10 protein-coding genes are annotated in these 12,600 nt (G+C 68.2%); 6 read left to right on the top strand and 4 right to left on the bottom strand.

Annotated features, from left to right (window positions below; translation table 11 throughout):
* Positions 1-3: 3 nt before the first annotated feature.
* A complete protein-coding gene (locus tag QF777_00545; GenBank protein MDP6910037.1) occupies positions 4-960 on the bottom strand; it encodes a hypothetical protein in 957 nt (318 codons plus the stop codon).
* Between the two features lie 57 nt (positions 961-1,017).
* Between QF777_00545 and ligA the strand changes: the two genes are divergently transcribed.
* A complete protein-coding gene (ligA, locus tag QF777_00550; protein MDP6910038.1) occupies positions 1,018-3,093 on the top strand; it encodes an NAD-dependent DNA ligase LigA in 2,076 nt (691 codons plus the stop codon).
* Positions 3,094-3,155: 62 nt separating this feature from the next.
* Here the strand turns inward: ligA and QF777_00555 are convergent, their stop codons facing one another.
* Positions 3,156-3,569, bottom strand: coding sequence for a hypothetical protein (locus QF777_00555; protein ID MDP6910039.1), 414 nt, complete (start codon positions 3,567-3,569; stop codon positions 3,156-3,158).
* Between the two features lie 43 nt (positions 3,570-3,612).
* Here QF777_00555 and QF777_00560 point away from each other — a divergent pair, with 43 nt between their 5' ends.
* From QF777_00560 to gatB, 4 genes are all read left to right on the top strand, one after another.
* On the top strand, positions 3,613-5,580 hold the full coding sequence (locus QF777_00560; GenBank protein ID MDP6910040.1) for a PASTA domain-containing protein: 1,968 nt from the start codon (positions 3,613-3,615) through the stop codon (positions 5,578-5,580).
* Between the two features lie 61 nt (positions 5,581-5,641).
* A complete protein-coding gene (gene gatC, locus QF777_00565) occupies positions 5,642-5,944 on the top strand; it encodes an Asp-tRNA(Asn)/Glu-tRNA(Gln) amidotransferase subunit GatC (GenBank protein MDP6910041.1) in 303 nt (100 codons plus the stop codon).
* Positions 5,941-7,443 carry an Asp-tRNA(Asn)/Glu-tRNA(Gln) amidotransferase subunit GatA gene (gene gatA / locus QF777_00570; GenBank protein ID MDP6910042.1) on the top strand — a complete coding sequence of 501 codons (1,503 nt, stop codon included), beginning with the start codon at positions 5,941-5,943 and terminating at the stop codon, positions 7,441-7,443. Before gatC ends, gatA begins: the two co-directional genes overlap by 4 nt.
* The gene (gene gatB / locus QF777_00575; GenBank protein MDP6910043.1) at positions 7,440-8,885 is read left to right on the top strand and encodes an Asp-tRNA(Asn)/Glu-tRNA(Gln) amidotransferase subunit GatB; all 1,446 of its coding nucleotides are present in this window, start codon (positions 7,440-7,442) and stop codon (positions 8,883-8,885) included. Before gatA ends, gatB begins: the two co-directional genes overlap by 4 nt.
* A 33-nt stretch (positions 8,886-8,918) precedes the next feature.
* On the opposite strand, the gene QF777_00580 is transcribed toward gatB, so the two are convergent.
* On the bottom strand, positions 8,919-10,238 hold the full coding sequence (locus tag QF777_00580) for an MATE family efflux transporter (protein MDP6910044.1): 1,320 nt from the start codon (positions 10,236-10,238) through the stop codon (positions 8,919-8,921).
* A gap of 46 nt (positions 10,239-10,284) precedes the next feature.
* On the opposite strand from QF777_00580, the gene ilvD reads away from it, so the two are divergent.
* The gene (ilvD, locus tag QF777_00585) at positions 10,285-11,979 is read left to right on the top strand and encodes a dihydroxy-acid dehydratase (GenBank protein ID MDP6910045.1); all 1,695 of its coding nucleotides are present in this window, start codon (positions 10,285-10,287) and stop codon (positions 11,977-11,979) included.
* 22 nt (positions 11,980-12,001) lie between these two features.
* Here ilvD and QF777_00590 read toward each other — a convergent pair whose 3' ends face one another.
* On the bottom strand, positions 12,002-12,535 hold the full coding sequence (locus tag QF777_00590) for a hypothetical protein (protein ID MDP6910046.1): 534 nt from the start codon (positions 12,533-12,535) through the stop codon (positions 12,002-12,004).
* Positions 12,536-12,600: the final 65 nt, after the last annotated feature.

Genomic DNA, 12,600 nt, shown 5'->3' on the forward strand with positions numbered 1-12,600 from the left:
GTTTCAGCCCACTGGCAGGCGACGTCGGGCCGCTTCGGCAAGGACCACGTCGGGACGGACCGGGGAACACAGGAAAGCCTCGATGGCTTGTACCTCCATGGCAGGCGTTGCAGCCCCGCCACGGGACTTGACGGGCAGGACGTCATGGGGCCGACGGCAACGGATCTCGAGGGCCAGGCCCCGGGCCTGCTGGGTGAAGTCGCTGGCACCGGTGTGGGCCGCTGCGGCGCCGAGCTGATCCAGTCCGGCCCTCTCGAGAAGAGTGGGCTCGGCAAGGGCCAGGTGGTCGTGGAGGACGAATCCGGCGGGTACCAGCACGATCCAACGGCGGGCCAGCCGGTGCAGCGACCGGAGGGAGAGAATGGTCAGCGGGAGACCGACGGCGGTGACCACGGCTCCGGGCACCCACCGGGAGTGCAGAAGGAGGATCGGGCCAACGGCCGCGCCAGCGACGGTCACAGCGGTGGCCAGGGGGCCGAGGACTAGAACGACCGGGCCGGGCGCCCGCAACAGGAAGCGGCGCTCGTCGCCGTACGAAGCACCGTCCACGAACCGGTCGGCTACCGGAGCGTCGAATGAGGCCAAAACAACGAGGATCCCGGCAAGAAGTGCGAAGCCGATGTTCACGAGGTCATCGGTAACGCTGGCGCTCCATACGGCGAGAGCGGCGACGCCCGGACCACCGACGCGCAGCACGGTCAGGGTCACCGGCAGCGGCACGAGGGTGGCCGTCAGACAGAACGCCCAGCAGACCCAGAGCGCCGCTGAGGTAGCCGAACGCGGTCCCGGGTCCATTCCATGGAGGGCATCGGCGACGGCGGGACCGATCAGGATCGGAAGGAGCACCCAGATGGCTCGCAGACCCGAGACGCCAAGTCGCTCGGCGCGGCGTCCCGGGTGGTCGTTCGTCCGCGACGAGGCCACGGAGGAAACCAGTGAAGGAAATAAGCGTCGAGCCACCACCCCACGCTAGAGCCCGCTCCGGGGCCTGTTGCGGGCCCTCGGTAGGATCGTTTCGTGGACGGGCACAGCCAACGGATCAATGAACTTCGGACCCTCATCGCCCACCATGACGAGCGGTACCACGAGGCCGACGCTCCCGAGATCCCCGACGCCGACTTCGACGCCCTGGTGGTCGAGCTCCGAGCGTTGGAGGCCGAGCGCCCCGACCTGGTGACCGCCGATTCGCCGACCGCACGGGTAGGTGCAGCGGGCCGGTCCACGTTTGACGCGGTGGCTCACCGGGTCCCCATGCGGTCGCTGGACAACGCCTTCGACATCGACGAGTTACGGGCATGGTCCGAAAGAGTCGTCAAGCGACTGGCGGCCGATGGGTCCGCAATTGGGACGGCCGAGGAGGCCGTTGAGAATGCGAACGACCCCCCGGCGGTGACGTGGGTTTGCGAGCTGAAGTTCGACGGCCTGGCTGTGTCCATCCGCTACGAGGACGGTGTGCTGGTTCAGGCGGCGACCCGTGGCGACGGACGAGTGGGCGAGGACGTCACGGCCAACGTCCGCACCATTGCCGACGTCCCCGAAAGGCTGGCCGACGGGGCCCCGACGGTGGTTGAGGTCCGCGGCGAGGTCTACCTGGGTCTCTCTGCGTTCGCCGCTCTGAACGCGGCGCAGGAGGAGGCAGGAGACAAGACCTACGTCAACCCGCGAAACACAGCTGCCGGGTCGCTCCGCCAGAAGGACTCCGCCGTCACAGCGACCCGCGACCTCTCGTTCTGGGCGTACCAACTAGGTGAAGTGGTCGACGGTCCGGAGCCGGCCTCCCATCTAGAGACGCTGCGATGGCTGGCCGGACTGGGCCTGCCGGTCGACGGCCACGTGGCGTCATTCGACGACTTCGAAGACGTGGTGTCCCACGTGGGAGCCGTCGAGGCCGCTCGTCACGATCTGGACTTCGAGATCGACGGGGTGGTCGTCAAGGTGGACGACTTGGCGTTGCAGCGGTCTCTCGGGTTCACGGCTCGGGCGCCCCGCTGGGCCATTGCCTACAAGCTGCCTCCTGAGGAGCGCACCACCCGCCTGCTGGACATCGAGGTATCCATAGGTCCCGGAGGCCAGGCCACGCCATTCGCCCGCCTGGAGCCGGTGTTCGTGGGTGGTTCGACTGTCGCCGCGGCAACCCTCCATAACGCCGACCAGGTGGCCGTCAAGGACGTCCGTCCGGGCGACGTAGTGGTGGTCCGAAAGGCGGGCGACGTCATCCCCGAGGTACTCCGGCCCGTCCTGTCGGAGCGACCCGACGGACTGGCGCCGTGGACCTTTCCGACGGCGTGTCCAGCATGTGACGAACCGCTGGTCCGGCCCGATGGCGAGGCGGCCACGTTCTGTGGCAATCACGCCTGCCCCCGACAGGTCAGGGGGCGCATCGAACACTTCGTGTCACGGGGTGCCTTGGACATTGAGGGCTTCGGTGAGCAGCGGGTTGACCTGTTCGTGGGTGAGGGCCTGCTGAACGACGTGGCCGGCGTGTTTGCCCTGGACTACGACCGGATCGCCGGATGGGACGGCTTCGGCGAGACCTCGGTCGAGAACCTGAGGCGGGCCGTCGAGACCTCCCGGGAGCGTCCGCTGGGACGGCTGCTTTTCGGCCTCAGGATCCCCCACGTTGGGACCACGGTGGCTGATCTTTTGGCGGCGGCCTTCGGACATCTCGATCTGCTTCAGGCGGCCACCGTCGAGGACCTCGAAGCCGTCGAGGGGCTCGGCCCGATCATCGCGGCCAGCGTGCACGAATGGCTCCGACAACCCCGCAACGTCGACCTGCTAGGTCGACTGCGGTCCGCTGGCGTGAACCTCGAGGCGCCGACCACCGACCCAGGCGACGAGGTTGCCCAGGTACTCGACGGTATGGCCATCGTCGTGACCGGAACACTGGCCGGTCAGAGTCGGGACGAGGCGAAGGCGGCCATTGTCGCCCGGGGTGGCAAGTCGCCGGGCAGCGTGTCGGTCAAGACAACCGCCTTGGTTGCCGGTGAGGGCGGCGGATCGAAGCTGGTGAAGGCCGAGGAGCTCGGTGTCCCGGTTCTTGATGAGGCGGCGTTCAACCTGTTGCTGGCATCCGGTCAACTTCCCGGCTGACCCACTGACCACTTGGCCCATCCAGCGGTTGGTTGGACGATTGGCTGGGGCCCGCCCCCGGGTCAGCCGTCGACCCGGAAGCACCAGTCGATGGTGGCGGTGCGGTCGGTGTTGCGGACTGGCCAGTAACGCACCGTGGCGCATACCTCCTGAGAGGGGAGTCGCTCGAGGGCCAGGCCGGCGTCGGGTCGGAAGATCACCGAGTTCAACGCCTTCTCGACCCTCTGCTGGTCGAAGGGGATGGCGGTGCCACCGATGTGGACGATCTCACCCACCCAGCCGGCAGCGAGGATGGCCCCCACGTTGGCCTGAGGCAGGACGGTGTCCCCCCGTGCGGGCAGGAGTTCAGACACGGCCGGATTGGTCGACACCGATACGTCGCCGAGGTTTTCGCTGGGTAGCAGAGCGGCCAGCACCAGCACGCCCACGCCGAGGCCCATGAGCACGCTGATGACGAGGGCACGGCGTCGGGTCACGGGCGCAGGCTATCCATAGCGTTCGGACGGGTAGCCTCCGGGGGTGACCGACGGATTCACCGACGGGGCCCCCGCCGGCCCGTCCGGCGCCATGCCCGCGCCAGGCCGGATGCTGGGTGGTCGATATCGCCTGGGTGGTGTCATCGGCACCGGCGGCTCGGGCACCGTGTACCTCGCCGACGACTTGTCGCTGGGTCGCCAGGTGGCCGTCAAGGTGCTCCATTCCTCGCTGGTCGGAGACCAGGCGTTCGTCGAGCGGTTCCGGGCCGAAGCCCGTCTGGTGGCCTCGTTGGCCGACCCCCACGTGGTGGCCATCTACGACTGGGGGGTCGACGGGCAGGCCTACCTGGTGACCGAGTACCTGGGTGGTGGCAGCCTCCGCAGCATCCTGTCGTCGGGTCGCACGCTCACGCCGTCGCAGATGCTGATGGTGGCCCTCGAGGCCTGCCGGGCACTGGACCATGCGCACCGCCAGGGCATCATCCACCGGGATGTCAAGCCGGCCAACCTGCTCTTCGGACAAGACGCCCGCCTGCGTATTGCTGACTTCGGTCTGGCCGACGCCCTGACCGGCTCGGCCAGCCGGGAGTTGTTCGGCGGAGGCGGCGTGATCGGCACGGCACGGTACGCCTCGCCTGAGCAGGCCCAGGGCCATCCGTTGGACGGTCGTTCCGACGTCTACGCCCTCGCCCTCTGCATGGTCGAGGCGGTGACCGGCCACCTCCCCTTCGTGGCTGACACCATCGCCGACACGCTGGTAGCCCGCGTCGGGCAGAACGTCCCCATTCCCGAGGCCCTCGGACCGCTGGTGCCGGTGGTCGCTAGTGCCGGGACCGCTGATGTGGAGAACCGCCCGTCGGCCCGTGAACTGGGCCGTCTACTACTCGACGTGGCTGGGCGGATGTCCCGACCCGAGCCACTGCCCCTCGTGGGTCCCGGCGAGGTCGGCGCCGCCCCGATGCCCGGCGAGGCCGAACACGGCGCACCGTCGGTGTTCACCGATCCCGGCCCGGCCACCCAGGCCCATTCCCCTATCCAGGCCCATTCGCCGGTCCACGGACAGACACCTGCCCGGGCGGCGTCCCCGGTCCGGCCTCGCCGCCGCCGCTGGCGGGGGGCCCTGCTGGTCGCCACCCTCCTAGTCGGTGCGGTGGTGGGCGGCAGTGTGCTGTTGTCGGCCGGGCGCACGACCACCCGTGCCGTTCCGGCGCTGGTGAACACCTCGGGTGACAGCGCACGGTCGTTGCTCATCGAACTGGGCTGGCTGGTCGAGGAGCGTTACGACCGTCGGGACGACACCCTCGAGGGTCAGGTGTTGTCCATGCAGCCGGCCAGCGGTGCCCGACTGGAGGCCGGCGAGACAGTGGTACTGGTGGTTTCGCTCGGGCCGGCTCGGATGCCGGTGCCCGACGACCTGGTCGGCGTAAGCCTCGAGGAGGCGGGGCGTCGTCTCGACGATGCCGGCCTGACGTTGGGCACGGTGTCGACCCAGAAGGACGAAGCCATGGCGGCCGGTCTGGTCATCTCGGTTACCACCATCGACGAGACGGTGCCCCAGGGTTCTGCGATCGACCTGGTGGTGTCCGGTGGCCCGTTGCCCCGGTTGGTGCCCGAGGGCTTGGTGGGCCTGATGCCAGCCGACGCGGTGGCCGAACTGATCGCTCTGCGTCTGGCCCCCACCATGGGCGAGGAGTACGACGAGTGGGTGGCCGCCGGACGGGTGGCGCGTGTCGAACCGGTCGGAGGAACCCGGGTCGAGGTCGACGACGACGTCCGCGTGGTGGTCTCGCTCGGCGCCGAGCCCCGAGCCGTGCCGTCCATGGAGGGCCTGTCACTGGCTGCAGCCGAGAGTCGCCTGGCCGCCTCGGGCTTCCGCAGCGTGGTCGTCGAGGGGCTACCCGACGGAGACGATGTGGATCGTGCGTTGCAGGTCGTGGTGTCCCAGACGCCGTCGGCCGGCCGGCGCGAGATGCCGAGCACCACGGTGACACTCGTGGTCAGTCCCGCCTGAGTCGTATCGTTCTTCCGGCCTTTCATCTCGCCGTCCAATCGCCCCCGACGAGGCTCCTCCTATGACCGAACGCATCTCCAGAAGTGACGTGGCCCACGTGGCCAACCTGGCCCACCTGTCGCTGACCGATGACGAACTCGAGGCCTTTACCGGCCAGTTGGCCGACGTGCTGGACCACGCGGCCGACCTCGAGGCTCTGGACCTGGACGACGTGGAGCCGATGATTCATCCGCTCCCGCTGCGAAACGTGCTGCGCCCCGACGTGGTTGGTGCGACCAGCGACCGGTCCGAAGTGCTGGCCTGTGCGCCGTCGGTGGAGGACGAGCAGTTCCGCGTCCCGCCGGTGCTGGGTGAGGCCCCGTGAGTAGACCCATGGAGACCACGGCACAGAACCTGGCCGCCGACGTCCGCTCGGGCACCCGGTCGGCCAGAGCGGTGCTCGAGGAGCACTTGGTGGTCATCGAGTCCCGGGAGGACGAGGTGCACGCCTTCAACCTGGTGCTGGCCGACGAGGCCCGCGCGTCGGCCGACGCCGTTGATGCCCTTGTGGCCAACGGGGAGGACCCGGGCCCATTGGCCGGCGTCCCGGTGGCGTTGAAGGACAACTTGTGCACCCGCGGGGTGCCCACCACCTGCTCGTCGCGGATCCTCGAGGGATGGCGACCGCCCTACGACGCCACGGTGGTCGAACGCCTCGTTGCGGCCGGTGCGGTGGTGGTCGGCAAGACCAACCTCGACGAGTTCGCCATGGGGAGCTCAACGGAGAACTCGGCGTTCGGGGCGACCCACAATCCGTTGGATCTGACGAAGGTCCCCGGCGGGTCGTCTGGTGGATCGGCCGCCGCGGTGGCCGCCGGATTCACACCTCTGGCCCTCGGCAGCGACACCGGCGGGTCGATCCGCCAGCCCGCAGCGCTGTGTGGCGTGGTCGGTGTCAAGCCAACGTACGGGATGGTGTCCCGCTATGGGCTCGTGGCCTTCGCCTCCAGCCTTGACCAGATCGGCCCGTTCTCCCGCACGGTGGCCGACTCGGCGCTCGTGCTGGAGGTCATCGGCGGCCACGACCGTCGCGATTCCACGTCCATCCACGAACCCGCACCCGACCTGCGTTCGGTGCTGGACCGCGGTGTCGAGGGCCTGCGCATCGGCATCATCGAAGAACTCTCGGGAGACGGTCTCGAGGGCATTGCCGCCGATGTCCGGGCCCGCCTGCACGAGGCGGCCGCCGCGTTGGAGGCGGCCGGGGCCACGGTGGCCACCACCTCGGTTCCGTCGACGGTGTACGGCCTGTCGGCGTACTACGTCGTGGCACCCGCCGAGGCTTCATCGAACCTGGCCCGATACGACGGCGTGCGGTTCGGCCTCCGGGTTGACGCCGCCACCTCAGGAGACATGCACGCCGCTACCCGCACCGCCGGATTCGGCGACGAGGTGAAGCGTCGGATCATGCTTGGCACCTACGCCCTGTCGGCCGGGTACTACGACGCCTACTACGGCAAGTCGCAGAAGGTCCGAACGCTGCTCGCGGACGACTTCACCCGGGCCTACGAGGAGTTCGACCTGCTGCTCAGCCCGACGGCGCCCACCACGGCCTTCCCGATCGGCGAGAAGACGGCTGATCCCATGACCATGTACCTCAACGACGTGTGCACCATCCCGTCGAACCTGGCCGGACATCCCTCGATGTCGGTGCCCTTCGGCGTCGGCGACGACGGCATGCCGATAGGCGTGCAGGTGCTGGCACCGGCAACCGGCGAGCCGACCATGTTCCGGGCCGCAGCGGTCCTTGAGGCCTCCGCCCCTCCGGGGCACCCGGACGTGGGTGGAGCCGTGACCGGGCCGACCGGTGGAGCGACCGCATGAGCGACGACGCAGCCACTGAGATCGTCCCCGGGTGGGAGACGGTGATCGGCCTGGAGGTCCACGCTGAACTGGCAACGGCCACCAAACTGTTCTGCGATGCCCCAAACCAGTTCGGCGGCGAGCCCAACACCAACATCGATCCGGTGTCGCTGGGCCTGCCGGGCTCGCTACCCGTGCTCAACGAGCAGGCGGTGGAACTGGCCATTCGGGTCGGCCTGGCTTTGCACTGTCGTGTGCAGCGTTCGGTGTTTGCCCGAAAGAACTACTTCTACCCGGACATGCCGAAGGATTTCCAGATTTCCCAGTTCGATCTGCCCATCAACGAGGAGGGCTGGCTGGAGTTGGCCGATGGCCGCCAGGTGGGCATCGAGCGGGCACACCTAGAGGAGGACACTGGCAAGAGCACGCACGTGGGTGGTGGCGGTCGGATCCACGAGGCCGGTTACTCGCTGGTCGACTACAACCGGGCTGGCGTTCCACTCATTGAGATCGTGGGAGCTCCCGACCTGCGGTCAGCTGAAGACGCACGGGCCTACGTCAGCGAGCTGCGGTCGATTCTGGTGGCCATCGGCGCGTCGGACGGAAAGATGGAGGAGGGATCGATGCGGGTGGACTGCAACGTGTCGGTCCGACCCATGGGCGACCCCGATTTGGGAACCCGCTGCGAGGTGAAGAACATCAACTCGCTGCGCTCGCTGGGACGGGCAATCGTCTACGAGTCTCGCCGTCAGGTTGACCTCATCACCTCCGGTGACAGAGTCGAGCAGCAGACCCGCCACTGGAACGAAGACGAGGGTCGCACCCACAAACTCCGCTCCAAGGAGGAGGCATACGACTACCGGTACTTCCCGGAGCCTGATCTGGTGCCCCTGGACCCGTCCGCCGAGTGGATCGAATCGGTGCGTTCCGCTTTGCCCCTACTGCCCCGGGAGCGTCGCCACCGCCTAGCTGACGCGGCCGGCGTGGACACGGCCACTGCATCGTTGACCGTCGAGCGGGGAATGGACGACCTGGCCGTGGAGGCCCTTGCCGCTGGGGCCGACCCGAGCAGGGTGCTGGTCCACGTCGAGAACAACCTGGCTGACGGGTCGGGGTTGTTGACCGCGGCGTCGTTCGTTTCGCTGGTGGCCATGGAGGTCGGCGGCGACCTGACGGCCACCCAAGCCAAGACCGTCCTGGCGGTTCTGGTGGCCGACGGCGGGGAGCCGGCCGAGGTGGCTGCGGGCATGGGATTCGAAGCCATGGACGACAGTGCCCTGGAGGCCATCGTGGACGGCTTGATAGCCGAGTACGACGAAGACTGGGCTGCCTTCACCTCGGGCGACGACAAGGAACGCAAGAAGAAGTCAGGCTTTTTCGTCGGCCAGATCATGAAGGCCACCAACGGTCAGGCCGATGGTCGGGTCGTCAACGAACTGCTGTCCCGCCGGGCCAACGGGTAGGTACCCGGGCGCCAACTGGCCCCCAATCAGTGGCTAGCGCTCGGCGCCCACCACCTGCCAGCGGTCGCCGACGAAGCGGAGACCCAGCAGGATCGACCTGGCGGCCATGAAGAGCCAGATGGCCCCCCAGAGCCAACCAATCCCCAGATCGGCCTGTCGCCCGAGCACCATGACCGTGGCGGCAGCGACCGCCGAGCCCGCCATGGCCCGAGCCATGAACCGTTGGTCTCCTGCTCCGATAAGGACACCGTCCAGGGCGAAGGCCACGCCTCCGAGCGGAGCCATGAAGGCCACGTGGACCAGCAGGAATCCGGCTAAGGCCACCACAGCAGGATCCTCGGAGAAGATGCCCGCCACCGGTGTCCGGACGGCCAGCAGGACAACACCGAGGACTATGCCCATGCCCACCGACCAGGCAATCACCCGGCGTCCGATCGAGATGGCGCGGGCCACGTCCCCCGCGCCGAGGCGTTCGCCGACCATGGCCTGGGCGGCAATGGCCACAGCGTCCATCGTCAGCGCGGTGACCATCCACACCTGGAAAGCCACCTGGTGGGCGGCCACGTCGACCCGGCCGATCCGGGTGGCCACCGAGGTGCCGATCAGGAACGTCCCGGTGAGCGAGAGGTTTCGCACCAGCAACTGTGCACTGACGGTGAGGAGTCGGCCGATAGATCCCAACCGGGGTGCCAGCGACGCGTGGCGTCTACGGACGTCCCGTCCGATCCAGGTTAGGTAGCAGGCGGCCCCCACCCACTGGGCGACCACGGTGGCGGCTGCCGAGGCGCCGATGCCCCGATCCAGGCCGAAGATGAGGACCAGCTCGAGGACCAGGTTGAGTAGGGCGGTACCCACGGCCACCTGCAGGGGGCGCACGGTGTCCTTGAGGCCACGGAGGTAGCCCACCCCGGCCATCATCAGGAGCATCGCCGGGGCACCCAGCAGGCTGGTACTCAGGTAGATGGAGGCCTGTTCGGCCACGTCGCCCGAGGCGCCCAGCCCGGACACGATGGCGTCGGTCGACAGGGTTCCCACAATGGCCAGCACCACACCGAGGACCAGGGCCAGCCACAGGCCCTGGATGGCCTGATCGGCTGCCCGCCGACTTTCTCCGGCGCCGGTCAGACGGGCCACCGCCGCCGTGGTCCCGTAGGCGAGGAAGACACACAGTCCGTAGCCGAACAGTAGGGCGCCGGACGCCACGCCGAGGCCGGCCAGAGGAGCGGTTCCCAGACGGCCCACCACGGCCGTATCGGCCAGCACGTAAAGGGGTTCGGCGATCAGTGCCCCGAGGGCCGGAACGGCCAGGGCGAGGAGTTCCCGGCCGTCGGCCGAGAGTCGTGTGGAGAACATCAGCGGAGACTACGACCGTGGCAGGTGGCGCCTAGCCTGCATACCCATGACGGATGCCACCCACGGGGGGATGAAGCCCCGAAGCCATGAGGTCACTGACGGTCCGAACCGGGCGCCCGCGCGGGCCATGCTCCGGGCGGTCGGGATGAACGAGGACGACTTCTCCAAGGCCCAAGTAGGCGTGGCCTCGTCGTGGAACGAGGTGACTCCCTGCAACATTCCGCTGGACGCACTGGCCAAACGGTGCAAGGAGGGGGTCTCCGAAGCCGGGGGCTTCCCGCTGGAGTTCAACACCATCGCCGTGTCCGACGGCATCTCAATGGGCCACGAGGGCATGCGGGCCAGCCTGGTGAGTCGTGAGATCATCGCCGACTCGGTAGAGGCCGTGATGCACGCCGAGCGCCTCGACGCCTTTGTGAGCTTCGCCGGCTGTGACAAGTCGCTCCCGGGGATGCTCATGGCAGCAGCCCGGATCAACCTGCCGTCGGTGTTCGTGTACGGCGGTTCGATCATGCCCGGCGAACACACCGACGGTTCCAAGCTGGACATCGTGAGCGTGTTCGAGGCCGTGGGGGCCCACGCAGTGGGGAGCATCGACGATGCTGAACTGCTGGCCATCGAGCGCGAGGCGTGTCCGACCATTGGAAGCTGCGCGGGGATGTTCACTGCCAACACCATGGCCTCGGTCGGTGAGGCCATCGGCATGTCGCTGCCCGGATCGGCCTCGGCCGCCGCGGTTGACAAGCGTCGGGCCGACGTGGCGTTCGCCAGCGGCCACGCTGTGATGAACCTGCTGCGAGAGGGCATTCGACCCCGCCAGATCATGACCCGGGCTGCCTTTGAGAACGCCATCGCCGTGGTGATGGCTCTCGGCGGCTCGACGAACGCCGTACTCCACCTCATGGCCATCGCCTTCGAGGCCGGTGTCGAGCTCGAACTCGAGGACTTCAACCGGGTGGCCGCCAAGGTTCCCCACCTGGCAGATACGAAGCCCCACGGGAAGTACCACATGGTCGATATCGATCGGATCGGTGGGGTTCCGGTGGTCATGCAGATGCTTCACGACGAGGGCCTGCTTCACGCCGACGAGATCACTGTCACCGGGAAGACGGTGGCCGAGAACCTGGCCATGCTTGACGTCCCGGCCCCCGATGGTGACGTGATCCACGCTTTCGGCGATCCGATCAATGCACTGGGTGGCCTGGCCATCCTTCGCGGGTCGTTGGCTCCGAAGGGGTCGGTGGTCAAGGTGGCCGGACTCGACTTCGACCGCTTCGACGGTCGGGCCCGGGTGTTCGACGGTGAGGATGCGGCCATGGCCGCCGTTCTGGACGACCGCATCGAGGGCGGTGACGTGGTGGTCATCCGCTACGAGGGTCCCAAGGGTGGTCCGGGAATGCGCGAGATGCTGGCCATCACCGGGGCCATGAAGGGTGCCGGACGGGGCGGCGACGCGGCGCTCATCACGGACGGCCGGTTCTCCGGCGGCACCCACGGATTCTGTGTGGGTCACGTTGCACCGGAAGCCGTTGACGGTGGTCCAATCGCCCTCGTGGCCGAGGGTGATCGAATCGTCATCGACGTGGTGGCCCACACCATGGACCTGATGGTCGATGACGCCACGCTGGCGAAGCGTCGGGCCAACCTGAAGCCGTTCGAACCCCGCTACACGTCGGGGTTCCTGGCCAAGTACGCCGCACTTGCCCAGGGGGCCGAGAAGGGCGCCGTCACCCAGGCGTGATTTCCGGCTGCCGGACCGCCGGTTACCGGATCTCCAACCACAGCCCGGAGTGTCGGGCGGCCGACAGGGCCATCCACGGGGCGCCGGCCACCGCATCGCTAGATGACTGGCGAGCCACCCAGCGGGGGACCGAAAGCGTCACCTCCGGTGGGACCGTCAATCCGTCCCGCGGGGCCACCGCGCAGGTCGGGAGGCGTTCGAGGGCGCGATCCATCGCCGCCGCCGACTCAGTTCCTGGTTCGCCATAGAAGGTGGGGTCATGGAGCTGGTGCCACTTGTCGGCACCCATGATGACCACGTCGTAGCCGTCGGCGATGTCGGCCACCAGGCGGGCGTCGGTCGCCTCGGCGGCCAGCCACCGATGGTCGGCGATTGCTGAATGAAGCACGGTCAGGCGATCGTCCACGTCGGTCCGCCCGTCGTCCTTGCCGAGCGGGTGTCGTGACACCGTCCAAATGACCCGGTCGAGCCGATGGTGGCGCAACGCGGCATGAGCGATGGCTAGATGGGCCAGGGTCGGAGGATCGAAGGACCCCGGCTGAACCCCGGTTCGCATGAGTCAAGTCTCCCACGCCTGAGGTTGTGGTCCGAGGTGCCACCAGCGCATAATTGCTAATCATG

This window comes from Acidimicrobiales bacterium (assembly GCA_030747595.1).
Taxonomy (GTDB): domain Bacteria; phylum Actinomycetota; class Acidimicrobiia; order Acidimicrobiales; family MedAcidi-G1; genus UBA9410.

Coding starts and splice junctions, on each gene's coding strand:
- ilvD (MDP6910045.1), top strand. CDS start 10,285: ATGACGGATGCCACCCACGGGGGGATGAAGCCCCGAAGCCATGAGGTC.
- gatB (MDP6910043.1), top strand. CDS start 7,440: ATGAGCGACGACGCAGCCACTGAGATCGTCCCCGGGTGGGAGACGGTG.
- QF777_00580 (MDP6910044.1), bottom strand. CDS start 10,238: ATGTTCTCCACACGACTCTCGGCCGACGGCCGGGAACTCCTCGCCCTG.
- QF777_00590 (MDP6910046.1), bottom strand. CDS start 12,535: ATGCGAACCGGGGTTCAGCCGGGGTCCTTCGATCCTCCGACCCTGGCC.
- gatC (MDP6910041.1), top strand. CDS start 5,642: ATGACCGAACGCATCTCCAGAAGTGACGTGGCCCACGTGGCCAACCTG.